Source organism: Kluyvera georgiana, from assembly GCF_050990895.1.
GTDB classification, from domain to species: domain Bacteria; phylum Pseudomonadota; class Gammaproteobacteria; order Enterobacterales; family Enterobacteriaceae; genus Kluyvera; species Kluyvera georgiana.
Window position 1 is genome coordinate 4,904,737 of sequence record NZ_CP158865.1, and the last position, 16,088, is coordinate 4,920,824.

General features: G+C 53.0%; 12 protein-coding genes and 2 rRNA genes. 6 read left to right on the forward strand and 8 right to left on the reverse strand.

The window, feature by feature from the left end:
• Positions 1-3: 3 nt before the first annotated feature.
• Together glnG and ABTW00_RS23180 are read left to right on the forward strand one after the other, a co-directional pair.
• Entirely contained in the window at positions 4-1,416 is a 1,413-nt protein-coding gene (gene glnG / locus ABTW00_RS23175; protein WP_064540495.1) for a nitrogen regulation protein NR(I), read from the forward strand.
• Positions 1,417-1,529: 113 nt separating this feature from the next.
• Complete coding sequence (locus tag ABTW00_RS23180) at positions 1,530-1,637, forward strand: YshB family small membrane protein (protein ID WP_100249970.1); 108 nt, start codon at positions 1,530-1,532, stop codon at positions 1,635-1,637.
• Between the two features lie 80 nt (positions 1,638-1,717).
• On the opposite strand, the gene hemN is transcribed toward ABTW00_RS23180, so the two are convergent.
• The gene (gene hemN / locus ABTW00_RS23185; RefSeq protein ID WP_433637893.1) at positions 1,718-3,091 is read right to left on the reverse strand and encodes an oxygen-independent coproporphyrinogen III oxidase; all 1,374 of its coding nucleotides are present in this window, start codon (positions 3,089-3,091) and stop codon (positions 1,718-1,720) included.
• A 188-nt stretch (positions 3,092-3,279) separates the two neighbouring features.
• A complete protein-coding gene (gene yihI, locus ABTW00_RS23190; RefSeq protein WP_065357318.1) occupies positions 3,280-3,798 on the reverse strand; it encodes a Der GTPase-activating protein YihI in 519 nt (172 codons plus the stop codon).
• 591 nt (positions 3,799-4,389) lie between these two features.
• Here yihI and yihA point away from each other — a divergent pair.
• Positions 4,390-5,025, forward strand: a complete 636-nt coding sequence (yihA, locus tag ABTW00_RS23195; protein ID WP_064540503.1) for a ribosome biogenesis GTP-binding protein YihA/YsxC — start codon at positions 4,390-4,392, stop codon at positions 5,023-5,025.
• 364 nt (positions 5,026-5,389) lie between these two features.
• Here the strand turns inward: yihA and polA are convergent, their stop codons facing one another.
• A complete protein-coding gene (gene polA / locus ABTW00_RS23200; protein WP_433637897.1) occupies positions 5,390-8,185 on the reverse strand; it encodes a DNA polymerase I in 2,796 nt (931 codons plus the stop codon).
• Between the two features lie 396 nt (positions 8,186-8,581).
• Between polA and ABTW00_RS23205 the strand changes: the two genes are divergently transcribed.
• Positions 8,582-9,490 (forward strand): acyltransferase, encoded by a 909-nt coding sequence (locus ABTW00_RS23205; RefSeq protein WP_433637900.1) that lies wholly within the window; start codon positions 8,582-8,584, stop codon positions 9,488-9,490.
• A gap of 15 nt (positions 9,491-9,505) precedes the next feature.
• Here ABTW00_RS23205 and dsbA read toward each other — a convergent pair whose 3' ends face one another.
• The 3 genes from dsbA to ABTW00_RS23220 form a co-directional block, all read right to left on the reverse strand.
• Entirely contained in the window at positions 9,506-10,129 is a 624-nt protein-coding gene (gene dsbA, locus ABTW00_RS23210) for a thiol:disulfide interchange protein DsbA (RefSeq protein ID WP_433637903.1), read from the reverse strand.
• A gap of 27 nt (positions 10,130-10,156) precedes the next feature.
• Positions 10,157-11,143, reverse strand: a complete 987-nt coding sequence (locus ABTW00_RS23215; protein WP_065357320.1) for a serine/threonine protein kinase — start codon at positions 11,141-11,143, stop codon at positions 10,157-10,159.
• A gap of 75 nt (positions 11,144-11,218) precedes the next feature.
• Positions 11,219-11,488 (reverse strand): YihD family protein, encoded by a 270-nt coding sequence (locus tag ABTW00_RS23220; protein WP_052284157.1) that lies wholly within the window; start codon positions 11,486-11,488, stop codon positions 11,219-11,221.
• Positions 11,489-11,557: 69 nt separating this feature from the next.
• Between ABTW00_RS23220 and mobA the strand changes: the two genes are divergently transcribed.
• The gene (mobA, locus tag ABTW00_RS23225) at positions 11,558-12,142 is read left to right on the forward strand and encodes a molybdenum cofactor guanylyltransferase MobA (protein ID WP_433637907.1); all 585 of its coding nucleotides are present in this window, start codon (positions 11,558-11,560) and stop codon (positions 12,140-12,142) included.
• The gene (gene mobB / locus ABTW00_RS23230) at positions 12,139-12,648 is read left to right on the forward strand and encodes a molybdopterin-guanine dinucleotide biosynthesis protein MobB (RefSeq protein ID WP_433637910.1); all 510 of its coding nucleotides are present in this window, start codon (positions 12,139-12,141) and stop codon (positions 12,646-12,648) included. Before mobA ends, mobB begins: the two co-directional genes overlap by 4 nt.
• A 172-nt stretch (positions 12,649-12,820) precedes the next feature.
• Here mobB and rrf read toward each other — a convergent pair.
• Both rrf and ABTW00_RS23240 read right to left on the reverse strand, forming a co-directional pair.
• Positions 12,821-12,936 (reverse strand): 5S ribosomal RNA (gene rrf / locus ABTW00_RS23235).
• A gap of 90 nt (positions 12,937-13,026) precedes the next feature.
• Positions 13,027-15,934 (reverse strand): 23S ribosomal RNA (locus tag ABTW00_RS23240).
• Positions 15,935-16,088 lie beyond the last annotated feature (154 nt).

Consider the following 16,088-nt stretch of genomic DNA (forward strand, 5'->3'; position numbering starts at 1 on the left):
TTTATGCAACGAGGGATAGTCTGGGTCGTTGATGACGATAGCTCCATCCGTTGGGTGCTTGAACGCGCCCTCACCGGCGCAGGGCTGACCTGCACGACGTTTGAAGGCGGGAAAGAGGTGCTGGACGCGCTGGCCACCAAAACCCCTGACGTGCTGATGTCCGATATTCGCATGCCCGGAATGGATGGTCTGGCGCTGTTAACACAAATCAAGCAACGCCATCCAATGCTTCCGGTCATCATAATGACGGCACATTCCGATTTGGACGCCGCCGTCAGCGCCTATCAGCAAGGGGCGTTCGATTACCTGCCAAAACCGTTTGATATTGACGAAGCGGTGGCGCTCGTTGAACGCGCTATCAGCCACTACCAGGAACAGCAGCAGCCGCGCAATGTGCAGGTTGATGGGCCAACCACCGATATCATCGGCGAAGCGCCGGCCATGCAGGACGTGTTCCGCATTATCGGCCGTCTCTCCCGCTCTTCCATCAGCGTGCTGATTAACGGCGAGTCCGGTACCGGTAAAGAGTTAGTCGCTCACGCCCTGCACCGTCACAGCCCACGCGTCAAAGCGCCGTTTATCGCGCTGAATATGGCGGCAATCCCCAAAGACCTGATTGAGTCCGAACTGTTTGGTCACGAGAAAGGGGCATTTACCGGCGCCAATACTGTCCGTCAGGGCCGCTTTGAGCAGGCCGATGGCGGCACGTTGTTCCTCGATGAAATCGGCGATATGCCGATGGACGTCCAGACTCGTCTGCTGCGCGTACTGGCCGACGGTCAGTTCTACCGCGTCGGCGGTTATGCGCCGGTAAAGGTTGACGTACGCATCATCGCGGCCACCCACCAGAATCTGGAACAGCGCGTACAGGAAGGTAAGTTCCGTGAGGATCTGTTCCATCGCCTGAACGTGATTCGCGTCCACCTGCCGCCGCTGCGCGAACGTCGGGAGGATATTCCACGCCTGGCGCATCATTTCCTGCAGGTCGCAGCACGCGAGCTGGGCGTTGAAGCCAAGCTGCTGCACCCGGAAACCGAAGCCGCCTTAACGCGTCTGGCCTGGCCGGGTAACGTGCGTCAGTTGGAAAACACCTGCCGCTGGCTGACGGTGATGGCCGCCGGGCAAGAGGTACTGATTCAGGATCTGCCGGGCGAGCTGTTTGAAGCCAGCCAGCCGGATAGCACCGCGGCCGCGTCGCTACCGGATAGTTGGGCAACGCTGCTGGCGCAGTGGGCCGATCGCGCGCTGCGTTCCGGTCATCAAAATCTGCTGTCCGAAGCCCAGCCAGAGATGGAGCGTACGCTACTGACGACCGCGCTACGCCATACGCAAGGACATAAACAAGAAGCCGCACGCCTGCTCGGTTGGGGTCGTAATACCCTGACGCGCAAGCTGAAAGAGTTAGGAATGGAGTAAGGCCGGTGTGAAGTGTAAATATTGCTCGATTCGCGCAAGTTGCTGCAATTTTGTACTTTACTGTTCCGATGAGTTAAGTATCATTCTGCCCGCGAATACCGGGGGGAAGAAACATGCTTGAATCATTAATTAATCTGGCGTCGAGCGGTGCGGCCAGCCACTCACCGCAAACGGCGATGGCCGCGGTGCTTTGCGCTGCGCTGATTGGGCTATTTAGCTAAGCCGGATGGCGCTTACGCTTATCCGGCCTACAAATCGACTGTAGGCCCGGTAAGCGTAGCGCCACCGGGCAATATCATCGCTAAATCACCCGCGAGAACTGCTGCATACGCGCTTTCTGGCGCAGGTAGGCGTCAAAGCACATACAGATGTTGCGAATCAACAGGCGGCCTTTGGCGGTCACCTGAATGCCCTTCTCATCCACATCCACCAGCCCATCTTTCGCCAGCGGTGCCAACAGCGCCAGGTCCTCAGCAAAGTAGTCGCTGAAGTTCAGGTCCCACTGTTTTTCCACCGCGGAGAAATCGAGGCTGAAATTACAGATCAGCGCCTTAATCACGTCACGACGAATGCAATCATCACGGGTTAAGGCAATACCGCGCCACAGCGCGTTGCCCTGCTCGGCGACCTGCTGATAGTACAGCTTCAGCTCTTTCTGGTTCTGCGCGTAGCAATCGCCAATCATGCTGATGGCGGAGACGCCCATGCCCAGCAAGTCGGTGTCGCCCTGGGTGGTATATCCCTGGAAGTTGCGGTGCAGCACACCTTCACGCTGGGCCACGGCCAGCTCGTTATCCGGACGCGCAAAGTGGTCCATGCCGATAAACTGATAGCCCGCTTGCGTCAGCGAGTGAATGGTCTCCTGCAGGATATCCAGCTTCTGCTGCGCCGACGGCAGGTCGGCGTCTTTGATTTTACGCTGAGCAGCGAAGAGCGTCGGAAGATGCGCGTAGTTAAATACGCTCAGGCGATCCGGATTCAGTTCAGCCACACGCTGGAGGGTAAAAGCAAAGCTCTCCGGCGTTTGCTTCGGCAGGCCGTAGATCAGGTCGATGTTGGTCGACGTAAAGCCAATCTCACGGGCGTGGTTGAGCAGCGAGAAGATAAAGTCTTCATCCTGCTCACGGTTAACCAGGCGCTGTACCTCTTTATTGAAGTCCTGAACGCCCATGCTCAGGCGGTTAAAACCCTCGGCGCGCAGATGGTCGATAACATCCAGCTCAATTTCACGCGGGTCAACTTCAATAGAGATCTCCGCATCAGCATCGAAGTGAAAGTTCTCGCGCAGCAGCGTCATCAGACGGCTGATTTGCGCCTTATTGAGATAGGTTGGCGTACCGCCGCCCCAGTGCAGTTGGCTAACATGGCGACCGGTAAACAACGGCGCGCGCTGGCGTATTTCCTGCTCCAGCACGTCAAGGTATTTGTCAGCTTTGTGCTGCTGGCGGGTAACGATCTTATTGCAACCGCAGAAATAGCAGAGTTTGTGGCAAAACGGGATATGAACGTACAGCGACAGGGGCCGCTCAGGATAGCGCGCAACGGCGCTCAGAAACTCCGCTTCGCCAAAGGCATCGGAGAACTCCAGCGCCGTAGGATATGAGGTATACCGTGGCCCGGAATAGTTATATTTCTGGATCAGGGCCAGATCCCAGTCGATTAACTGCACAGACATGCTCACTCCTTGCGATGATGTCGAAAACGACGACGGCTTGCCGGCCTGGCCGCATTACGCAGCGCCAGCCGGTTGCGCAGCCAATTTTGACGCCGCGACAACCGTCGTAGTTTAACGAATAACCACCCCAGATAACATACAACCAAAAGGGTTATAAGCAGGACTGGCAGGCCTATCGGGTGCAAACGTTAGTTTCCGCCCCTCAGCAGACGCATGACGTCTTCCTTGCCCTCTTCTTCTTCCTCTTCTTCTTCGTCATCATCGTAAGAGAGGCCGAGTTGCTGCATCAGTGCATCAATGCGATCCAGTTTAGCGTCAACCCAGGCCTGCTCTTCAGCAGTCAGGGTTTCGCCCTCTTCCAGACGTTCCAGCAGCGCATCCAGGCGCTCATCAGTCTCCAGCATGTCCAGCTCAGCCTGCGGTGAAAGCATAGGTTTCTCGCTCTTCGGTTTGTGCTGCTTGACGACCGGCGCCTCAGTCACGCCCAGTGCGATCGGTTTTTTACTGCCAATACGGGGGTCTTTTTGCTGCTTCTGTTTGTTAGAACCGGATGCACCCTCACTGCCGCTGGCGCGGCTGCCCGGCGCATGGCCACGGTGCTTCTTGTCGCGTTTACGGTCACGAGCTTCCTGGTTCAGCTCTTCACGCGTTTTACGACGCTGTTTGCCTGGCGCTTTGCTGCGCGGTGCAGAGGTTGGTTTTTTCATGATGTCAGATCTTTTAAGCCGTTTTATTCAGTATAGAATTGAGCCGGAATCTAGCAGAAAGCAAACAAAGAAAAAAGGCGACAGAGTAATCTGTCGCCTTTTTTCCTGACTCACACCCTTAACGGGTTCTACATTCCATGTTTGCTTACAACGCGCCCTGTCTATCCGTTAGCTCTATAACAGTCCCTGTTATTGTTCCCTTTCCCTGCGTAACGTCTCCAGACGTTGGTCATCCTGACAGATTCCGTAGGTCTTCGCCTCCTGGCGTTCCTGACCCCTCATCCTGAGTCTAAATCCTTCTGGCGCCCTTGCCGATGGGTGCTACTTTACCTCGTTGCGTTAAACTAACAAGCAACGAAATGGCGAAAAATGGATAAATAAGATTATTGCCCGAGTGTAATATTATGATTTTAAATAATTTGCATATAATCTCGCCGAGATTCTTTCCTCAATTTCCCATAGCGGATATGGCAAATGTCTTACAAACGGAAGGGCATCGGCTTACAGTTGACGATGCTGGAGGAAATCCAGCCTTTTTCTACCGATCGGGTATAATCGCCCCCATTGCCTGATTTAACGGAGACGACCGTTTTGACTAACTGGAACTATCAACTGACGCACTTTGTCACCAGCGCGCCAGATATCCGCCACTTACCTTCCGATACCGGAATCGAAGTGGCTTTTGCCGGCCGCTCCAATGCGGGGAAGTCCAGCGCCCTGAATACGTTGACCAACCAGAAAAGCCTGGCGCGTACTTCGAAAACGCCGGGTCGTACGCAGCTGATTAACCTGTTTGAAGTGGCCGACGGCAAACGTCTGGTCGACTTGCCGGGCTACGGCTACGCGCAGGTACCGGAAGAGATGAAAATCAAGTGGCAGCGTGCTCTGGGTGAATACCTGGAAAAACGTCTGTGCCTGAAAGGATTAGTGGTACTGATGGATATTCGCCATCCGCTGAAGGACCTCGACCAGCAGATGATCGAGTGGGCTGTCGCCAGCGAAATCCCGGTTTTGGTGTTGTTAACCAAAGCTGACAAGCTCGCTAGCGGTGCGCGTAAAGCGCAGCTGAACCTGGTGCGCGAAGCGGCGATTGCCTTTAACGGTGACGTGCAGGTTGAAGCATTTTCTTCACTGAAAAAGCAGGGCGTGGATAAACTGCGCCAGAAGCTGGACAGCTGGTTTAACGATATTCCGCCACAAGAAGATCCAGAAACAGCCGCAGAGTAATTCAATCTACGTCCCGGATAGCGGCGCCTGGCGCCCTGTTCCGGGTACTTCCCCTCATCCCTCTCTTCTCACGCTCGCTGGCTGGCGCAAAACGTTTCTTTCGCCCAATAAAAAACGCCCCAGTCATTACTGACTGGGGCGGCTAAAATATTCAGCCAAATCCGATTACGTGAAGTAAAAGGTCTGAAAGATAGAACATCTTACCTCTGTACCCTACGAGATTAACTCTACTCTTTTTTAATGCTGACAGAAAGCATTTTTTGTAGTTTTTTTTCACTTGTTACATAACGAATTCTAATGTTCATCACAAAATTAGATAAGTTATGTTGCTTACTTACATAAAACACCATTATTCATCGAGCACTTAATGAGCTTGATCCCAATTTTCGCCACTCCCCACTTCCACCAGCAACGGCACGTCCAACGTGGTGCTGTTTTCCATCAGTTCGTGTACTTTCTTCGCCACGGCATCCACGTCGTCTTTGTGCACTTCAAAGACCAGTTCATCGTGAACCTGCATGATCATGCGCACACGCGGCTTCTCGGTTTCTAACCAGCCGTCAACGGCAATCATCGCCCGCTTAATGATATCGGCCGCAGTGCCCTGCATCGGGGCGTTAATCGCTGCACGTTCGGCACCGGCGCGGCGCGCGGCGTTGCTGGCTTTGATGTCCGGCAGGTACAGACGGCGGCCATCAAGCGTCTCTACATAGCCCTGATCTTTCGCCTGCGCGCGGGTGCGCTCCATGTACTCCAGTACGCCAGGGTAACGTTCGAAGTAGAGATCCATATACTTCTGCGCTTCTTTACGTGGAATGTTCAGCTGACGCGCAAGGCCAAAGGCGCTCATGCCGTAAATCAGGCCAAAGTTGATGGCCTTGGCGCTGCGGCGCTGCTCGCCGGTAACGCTCTCCAGCGGCAGTCCGAAGACCTCCGCCGCGGTAGCGCGGTGAATATCCTTCCCTTCGGCAAACGCCTTCAGCAGGCCTTCGTCGCGCGACAGATGCGCCATAATGCGCAGCTCAATCTGTGAATAGTCAGCCGAGACGATGACATAATCTTCAGGCGCGATAAACGCCTGACGGATACGACGTCCTTCGTCGTTACGTACCGGGATGTTTTGCAGGTTCGGGTCGGTTGATGACAGACGGCCGGTGGCGGTAACCGCCTGGTGATAAGAGGTGTGAACGCGGCCAGTTTTCGGGTTGATCATCAGCGGCAGCTTGTCGGTGTAGGTCGACTTCAGTTTCGCCAGACCGCGATACTCAAGAATCACCTTCGGCAGCGGGTAGTCCAGCGCAAGCTCTTCCAGTACTTCTTCAGAAGTGGACGGCGCGCCGCCCGGCGTTTTCTTCAGCGGCTTAATGCCCTGCTTTTCAAACAGGATGGTTTGCAGTTGCTTTGGTGAAGAGAGGTTAAACTCTTCACCTGCAATTTCGTAAGCTTTCTGCTCCAGCTCGACCAGCCGCTTGGCGATCTCCTGCGAATGCGCGTGCAGTACGGCAGGATCAATCTTCACGCCATTACGCTCAACGCGCGACAGTACTGGCACCAACGGCATTTCAATCTCGTTGAAAATGCGCAGTGGACCTTCATTTTTTTGCAGCTTCGGCCACATTTTCAGGTGCAGCTGTAGCGTCACGTCTGCGTCTTCTGCCGCATAGCGCCCGGCTTCTTCCAGCGCAATCTGGTTGAAGGTGAGCTGGTTCTTACCTTTGCCTGCAATTTCTTCAAAGGTGATGGTTTTGTGCTTCAGCCAACGGTCGGAGAGGCTGTCCATATCGTGACGCCCGGCAATGCTATCCAGCGTGTAAGACTCCAGCATGGTGTCATAGGCGATCCCGCGCAGTTCAATACCGTAGTTGGCCAGAATTCCGCGATCGTACTTCAGGTTTTGGCCTACCTTCAGCAGCGCGTCGTCTTCCAGCAGCGGCTTAAGCAGTTCAAGCACGCGTTCGCGGGCTATCTGATCGGGTGCATCCAGATAGTCGTGGGCGACCGGCACATAAGCGGCGACGCCCGGTTCAATGGCGAACGACAGGCCAACCATGTTGGCGGAGATATTATCGAGACTGTCAGTTTCCGTATCGAAAGCAAACAGCGGAGCCTTCTTCAGCTTCTCGATCCAGCTCACCAGGGTGGCTTCATCAAGAATGGTGACGTAGTTTTCTGACGAGAGGGTGGCGGCCGTTTCTTCAACCTCTACCTCTACTTCAGCCACTATCGCTTTGCCCGCCGGTTTCGCTGCCGGTTTCGCCCCTTTAGCCTGCATCCAGGTGCCGGATTCAACATCAGCGATCCAGCGTTTAAATTCGTATTTCTTGAACAGCGTTAACAGGTCATCTGCTGCGGGTTCCGCCACGGTCAGTTGTTCACAGCCGAGCTCCAGCTCAACGTCCGTTTTAATGGTTGCCAATTTGTAAGAGAGGTAGGCCAGATCTTTATTCTGCTCCAGCTTTGCTGCCATCGTTTTCGCGCCGCGGAAGGTTAACCCGGCGATTTTTTCCGGCTCGCCATACAACGCATCCAGGCCGCCAAGCCCCTGCAGCAATGCCTGCGCCGTCTTCTCGCCCACGCCAGGTACGCCCGGAATGTTATCTGAAGAGTCGCCCATCAGCGCCAGAAAATCGATAATCAGCTCTGGCGGTACGCCATATTTCGTGACCACTTCATCCGGGCCAAGGATAGTGTTGGTCATGGTGTTGATGAGCGTGATGCCCGGCGTTACCAGCTGCGCCATATCTTTATCACCGGTACTAATCAGCACCGGACGCCCCGCCTTTTCCGCTTCGCGCGCCAGGGTGCCAATCACGTCATCTGCTTCCACGCCGGAGACGGCCAGCAGCGGCAACCCCATCGCTTTCACCATCGTGTGCAGTGGTTCAATCTGCGCACGCAGATCGTCTGGCATCGGCGGACGGTGCGATTTGTAGTCCTCAAACAGTTCGTCACGGAAGGTTTTCCCCTTCGCATCAAATACGACTGCGGCATGGGTAGGCTGATATTGCAGAATCAGGCTGCGCAGCATGTTCAGCACGCCGTACATGGCGCCGGTCGGCTCACCCGCGCGGTTTGTCAGCGGCGGGAATGCGTGATACGCCCGGTAGAGATAAGAGGATCCATCAACGAGGATAAGAGGGTTTTCTGGGATCTGAACCATAATTTCCGTGCCTGTTTATCAGATTATGGGTAAAGGATGCCACAGACGGCATGAAAACATGAATTTTTCCCCAAAATAAGGCGAAAAGATTTCACGATCCTGACGATCGCACGCAAAATAAATTGTGGATAACTTTGTGAATAGTTTTATTTTACTTATAACAAAGTATATGTAACTCTCGATTAAATTCAAAATAATCTATGTTTTTCAATCAATTAAAATCAGATCATGGGAATAAAAAGCGATCTGGTGATAATTCACACTATGTGGATAGACATATTGACTATTTTTCTAATCTGGTAAGACCCGCCATTTGGTGCGTTTTCTGGTAAAATCAGCCTCTTGTGCTCGTTTATATGTGCGCGTTAAATAACTAACTATCTGAATAAAAACACTATGTCGAGATTTCTCGCTGCGATAACGCTGCCTGTAAGCATCGTACTCACTATTTTAGTGACGATTTTATGTTCCGTGCCGATTATTCTCGCCGGACTTATTAAGCTCATTTTGCCTATCCCGTTCATCTGGCGTTCAGTCTCAGTGTTCTGCAATTTTATGATGTATTGCTGGTGTGAAGGGCTGGCCGCGTTGTTACATCTCAATCCGCACCTCAAGTGGGACATTCAGGGGCTTGAGACACTCAGCAAAAAGAACTGGTACCTGCTTATCTGCAACCACCACAGCTGGGCCGATATCGTGGTGCTGTGCGTCATTTTCCGCAAGCATATCCCGATGAACAAGTATTTCCTCAAACAGCAGCTGGCCTGGGTTCCCTTTATGGGACTGGCCTGCTGGGCGCTGGATATGCCGTTTATGCGCCGTTACTCTCGCAGTTACCTGATTCGTCATCCGGAACGCCGCGGCAAAGATGTGGAAACCACCCGTCGTTCCTGCGAGAAATTCCGCGCGCACCCTACGACCATTGTGAATTTTGTTGAAGGTTCACGCTTCACGCCGGAAAAGCGTCTGCAAACACGGTCACCGTATAACAATCTGCTACCGCCGAAAGCGGCAGGTATTGCAATGGCGCTGAACGTTTTAGGTTCTCAGTTCGATAAGCTGCTGGATGTGACGCTTTGCTATCCAGAAAACGACAAGACGCCGTTCTACGATATGCTTAGCGGCAAGCTAACGCGAATTGTGGTGCGTGTAAATCTTCGCCCGATTGACCCAGAGATGCACGGTGACTACGTGGGCGATAAGAACTTTAAGCGTCGTTTCCAGCTGTGGCTGAATACGCTGTGGGAAGAGAAAGATAAACAGATTGATGCAATAAAAGCAGAATACAAAAACGCCGGTCAGTGACCGGCGTTTTCATTTTTATTTCTTTTCAACAAGCTGCTTCACGGTCTCAGCATACTGAGCCACGAAGACATCCATATTGCTGGTGTCCATACCTTGCGGGTTCAGCTGATATTTACCGTTAACAAACATCGCCGGCACGCCCTGCAGCTGCAGATCGGCCGCGGCTTTCTCCTGCTGTGCAACCAGTGATTTCACGACGAAGCTGTTCCAGGCGGCATCATAATCTTCACCCTTCACACCCGCGTCGGTGAAGACTTTGCGGATATCCGCAACGGTCTGCACAGTCTGGTTTTTTTGTACGGCTTCAAACATCGGCGCGGTGATCTGATCTTCAACGCCCAGCGCCATTGCCACCGCCCACGCCTGAGTCAGATCTTTGCCCAATGGGCCCAGGAACTCAACGTGGTATTTGGTCATTTTGGTGCCTTCCGGCAGTTTTTTCTTCACGTTGTCAGAAACGTGCAGAACTTCCTCAAACTGGTAGCAATGCGGACAGTAGAAGGAGAAGAACTCCAGCACCTGCGGCTCACCTGCAACCGGCTTATCGATCGTAACGTACTGTTTGCCGTCGGTAATCTGAGCAGCGGATGCGCTGAATGCCAGAATCATACCTGCCAGCGCAAGCCAAACCTTTTTCATAACTCACTCTCTCCTGACTGTGTCGAATTAATACATGGGCGTTAACTGAAGCGGTGGTTCCTGAAGAACCTTTACCTGCTCCACAAAAGTTGCGATCTGCCGATGCCAGAAATCCTCCCCGGTTAACCAGGGGAAATTTTTCGGAAAGGCGGGATCATCCCAGCGCCTGATTATCCAGGCAAGATAATAAACCAACCGCATTGCACGTAAAGGTTCGATCAGCGGCAACTCGTCTGAATTAAAGCTGCTGAACTCTTCGTATGCCTCTACGATGGTTTCCAGCTGCATACGTCTTTCGGCAAGGGAACCGTTAAGCAGCATCCATAGGTCCTGAACCGCGGGGCCATTACGCGCATCGTCGAGATCGACAAATAGCGGGCCATCGCGCCAGAGGATGTTCCCTGCATGGCAATCACCATGCAGGCGCAGAGCCTCAAAGCGTCCGTGCCACAAGCCCATAACCGCATCAATAAGATCGTCGGTGGCCTTCAGGAATTGGGCTTTTAACCCCGCAGGGATCAGCGCCGAGCGCTCAAATACCTCACGAGGTTCAATCAGATACTCTTTGACGCCAATCGACGGGCGCGCGGTAAAGCGAGATTTGCGCCCGGTTTGATGCAGCCGCCCCAGATAGCGTCCCACCCACTCCATTTGATCCAGGCTATCGGACTCAAACTGGCGGCCTCCCAGGCTTGGAAAGACGGCAAAGTAAAAACCTTCATGGGTCAGTAGCGTCTGGTCATTAAAGAGAATAGGTGCCGCAACCGGCACTTCATCCTGGACCAGCTCCAGCGCGAACTGGTGCTCTTCGAGAATCTGCGCAGCCGACCAGCGCTCCGGACGATAGAACTTCACCACCATGCGGCGACGGTCCTCATCCTGAAACTGGTAAACCCGGTTCTCGTAGCTGTTTAGTGGGGTGAGGCCAGAATCAACCCGGATACCCTGCTCGAATAGGGCATCAATAATGGTATCCGGGTGGAGAGTCTGGAAAGTGAAAGCCTTGTCGTTCATCCTGACATCCGATAACGATACGAATGATTCAGGATATCATTTCGCGAGGGATTGAGCGGCTCTGCTTACAACCTTTTACTCTTTAATCACGCCGCGCGCGCGCAGCAGTGCAGTTTTGAAGTCCTCTTCATAATCTTTCTGAATGCCCGGAATGACCGCGTCTTTCGCGGAATCGCGCATTTTGAGATGGTAGATCAGAATATCGTCCGTTAAATCGGCCAATTCGCCATCATAGCCTGACTCCTTCGCCAGTTTCTGCAAAAATTGCATTAAATTCAGCTCAGGTTCTTTCTGCCAGGCTGGCTGGAGGAGTTCAATAACTTCGTTCAGACGTTTACATTTCATGGTCGTGCTCCTTACGCTTGATAGAGACACGTTAGCAGGGTAAACCCCACAATAAAAGAGGCGATAGCGGTGAATGCAGAGAGCCAGATAACCGGCGTGGTGCTGGCAGGCGGTAAAGCCTCCAGAATGGGTGGGCAGGATAAAGGATTAATGATGCTCGACGGTAAGCCGCTGTGGCGACACGTGGCCGATCGCCTGTATCCGCAGGTTAATCGCATCGTTATCAGCGCTAATCGCAATCTGGAGATCTATCGGGCTAGCGGGCTTCCGGTCATGGCCGATACGTTATCTGACTTTCCCGGGCCGCTGGCCGGTATGCTTTCGGTGATGCAGCAGACAGACGATGAATGGTTTTTGTTTTGTCCGTGTGATACCCCGTTTATTCCCGACAATCTCGTCGCACGGTTAGCGGCGGAACGCCAGCAGGCAGCCGTGGTTTGGGTTCACGATGGCGAGCGAGATCATCCGATAGTGGCGCTCGCTCATCGTAGCCTGGCGCCACAGATTGCTGATTATCTCGCGAAAGGTGAGCGTCGAGTCATGGTATTTATGCGTCAGGTTGGCGGCCATTCGGTAGATTTTAGCGACATGATTAGCGCATTTTGCAATATGAATACACCTGAAGATTTGCAGCACAATGAGGGTAAGCCATGATTCCGTTACTCGCTATTGCCGCCTGGAGCGGGACGGGAAAGACGACGCTGTTGAAAAAGTTGATCCCAGCACTTTGCGAGCATGGCATTCGTCCAGGGCTGATAAAGCACACCCATCATGATATGGATGTCGATAAACCAGGCAAGGACAGCTATGAATTGCGTAAAGCCGGAGCGGCGCAAACGCTGGTCGCCAGCCAGCAGCGTTGGGCATTAATGACCGAAACGCCGGAGGAAAATGAGTTGGATCTGGCGTGGCTGGTGAGCCGGATGGATGCATCAAGGCTGGATCTGGTGCTGGTAGAAGGTTTTAAGCATGAGGCCGTCGCCAAGATCATGCTGTTTCGTCAGGATGCCGGACACCTGGTGAGTGAGCTGGCGATCGATGAACATACGATTGCGGTGGCCAGTGATGTTAGGCTAAATGTGGATGTGCCAGTACTGGATTTGAATAATTTACAGGAAATTGTGTCGTTTATTGTGGCGTGGTTGAGAAACGAATTGTAGGCCGGATAAGGCGTTCACGCCGCCATCCGGCAATCTGCGCCGGGGTAACCTGATGACGCTGCGCTTATCCGCCCTGCAGAGGGCATTAATCGCCTGAGATTTCACCGTATTTTCATTTCGCACAGACGTAAAAAAGCCCATCCGTCAGGATGGGCTTCTTCACTTAATTGATGCCTGGCAGTTCCCTACTCTCGCATGGGGAGACCCCACACTACCATCGGCGCTACGGCGTTTCACTTCTGAGTTCGGCATGGGGTCAGGTGGGACCACCGCGCTACAGCCGCCAGGCAAATTCTGTTATCAACACGCATTAGCCTGTCGATGTAATCTGTAATCAAGCTGAATATCGTCTCTTCGCCAAAACATCTTCGGCGTTGTAAGGTTAAGCCTCACGGTTCATTAGTACTGGTTAGCTCAACGTATCGCTACGCTTACACACCCAGCCTATCAACGTCGTCGTCTTCAACGTTCCTTCAGGACCCTTAAAGGGTCAGGGAGAACTCATCTCGGGGCAAGTTTCGTGCTTAGATGCTTTCAGCACTTATCTTTTCCGCATTTAGCTACCGGGCAATGCCATTGGCATGACAACCCGAACACCAGTGATGCGTCCACTCCGGTCCTCTCGTACTAGGAGCAGCCCCCCTCAATTCTCCAGCGCCCACGGCAGATAGGGACCGAACTGTCTCACGACGTTCTAAACCCAGCTCGCGTACCACTTTAAATGGCGAACAGCCATACCCTTGGGACCTACTTCAGCCCCAGGATGTGATGAGCCGACATCGAGGTGCCAAACACCGCCGTCGATATGAACTCTTGGGCGGTATCAGCCTGTTATCCCCGGAGTACCTTTTATCCGTTGAGCGATGGCCCTTCCATTCAGAACCACCGGATCACTAAGACCTGCTTTCGCACCTGCTCGAGCCGTCACTCTCGCAGTCAAGCTAGCTTATGCCTTTGCACTAACCTCCTGATGTCCGACCAGGATTAGCTAACCTTCGTGCTCCTCCGTTACTCTTTAGGAGGAGACCGCCCCAGTCAAACTACCCACCAGACACTGTCCGCAACCCGGATTACGGGTCTACGTTAGAACACCAGCCATTAAAGGGTGGTATTTCAAGGTTGGCTCCACGCAGACTGGCGTCCACGCTTCAAAGCCTCCCACCTATCCTACACATCAAGGACCAGTGTTCAGTGTCAAGCTATAGTAAAGGTTCACGGGGTCTTTCCGTCTTGCCGCGGGTACACTGCATCTTCACAGCGAGTTCAATTTCACTGAGTCTCGGGTGGAGACAGCCTGGCCATCATTACGCCATTCGTGCAGGTCGGAACTTACCCGACAAGGAATTTCGCTACCTTAGGACCGTTATAGTTACGGCCGCCGTTTACCGGGGCTTCGATCAAGAGCTTCGCCTTACAGCTAACCCCATCAATTAACCTTCCGGCACCGGGCAGGCGTCACACCGTATACGTCCACTTTCGTGTTTGCACAGTGCTGTGTTTTTAATAAACAGTTGCAGCCAGCTGGTATCTTCGACTGATTTCAGCTCCATGGGTAAACCACTTCACCTACATATCAGCGTGCCTTCTCCCGAAGTTACGGCACCATTTTGCCTAGTTCCTTCACCCGAGTTCTCTCAAGCGCCTTGGTATTCTCTACCTGACCACCTGTGTCGGTTTGGGGTACGATTTGATGTTACCTGATGCTTAGAGGCTTTTCCTGGAAGCAGGGCATTTGTTACTTCAGCACCGTAGTGCCTCGTCATCACACCTCAGCGTTAGTAAGCGTCCGGATTTACCTAAACGCTCCGCCTACATGCTTAAACCGGGACAACCGTCGCCCGGCTAACATAGCCTTCTCCGTCCCCCCTTCGCAGTAACACCAAGTACAGGAATATTAACCTGTTTCCCATCGACTACGCCTTTCGGCCTCGCCTTAGGGGTCGACTCACCCTGCCCCGATTAACGTTGGACAGGAACCCTTGGTCTTCCGGCGTGCGGGTTTTTCACCCGCATTATCGTTACTTATGTCAGCATTCGCACTTCTGATACCTCCAGCATCCCTCACGAGACACCTTCGCAGGCTTACAGAACGCTCCCCTACCCAACAACACATAGTGTCGCTGCCGCAGCTTCGGTGCACAGTTTAGCCCCGTTACATCTTCCGCGCAGGCCGACTCGACCAGTGAGCTATTACGCTTTCTTTAAATGATGGCTGCTTCTAAGCCAACATCCTGGCTGTCTGAGCCTTCCCACATCGTTTCCCACTTAACTGTGACTTTGGGACCTTAGCTGGCGGTCTGGGTTGTTTCCCTCTTCACGACGGACGTTAGCACCCGCCGTGTGTCTCCCGTGATAACATTCTTCGGTATTCGCAGTTTGCATCGGGTTGGTAAGTCGGGATGACCCCCTAGCCGAAACAGTGCTCTACCCCCGAAGATGAGTTCACGAGGCGCTACCTAAATAGCTTTCGGGGAGAACCAGCTATCTCCCGGTTTGATTGGCCTTTCACCCCCAGCCACAAGTCATCCGCTAATTTTTCAACATTAGTCGGTTCGGTCCTCCAGTTAGTGTTACCCAACCTTCAACCTGCCCATGGCTAGATCACCGGGTTTCGGGTCTATACCCTGCAACTTAACGCCCAGTTAAGACTCGGTTTCCCTTCGGCTCCCCTATACGGTTAACCTTGCTACAGAATATAAGTCGCTGACCCATTATACAAAAGGTACGCAGTCACACCCCAAAGGGTGCTCCCACTGCTTGTACGTACACGGTTTCAGGTTCTTTTTCACTCCCCTCGCCGGGGTTCTTTTCGCCTTTCCCTCACGGTACTGGTTCACTATCGGTCAGTCAGGAGTATTTAGCCTTGGAGGATGGTCCCCCCATATTCAGACAGGATACCACGTGTCCCGCCCTACTCATCGAGTTCACAACCTGTGCATTTTGGTGTACGGGACTATCACCCTGTACCGTCGGACTTTCCAGACCGTTCCACTAACACACAAGCTGATTCAGACTCTGGGCTGCTCCCCGTTCGCTCGCCGCTACTGGGGGAATCTCGGTTGATTTCTTTTCCTCGGGGTACTTAGATGTTTCAGTTCCCCCGGTTCGCTTCGTTAACCTATGTATTCAGTTAACGATAGTGTGTCGAAACACACTGGGTTTCCCCATTCGGAAATCGCCGGTTATAACGGTTCATATCACCTTACCGACGCTTATCGCAGATTAGCACGTCCTTCATCGCCTCTGACTGCCAGGGCATCCACCGTGTACGCTTAGTCGCTTAACCTCACAACCCGAAGATGTTTCACTTCTGATTGCGAAAATTTGAGAGACTCGAACACACCATTTATCTGTTCTTATTACGGAGAACAGACACAGTGTGTCGTTTCAATTTTCAGCTTGATCCAGATTTTTAAAGAGCAAAACTTCTTAATGCACTC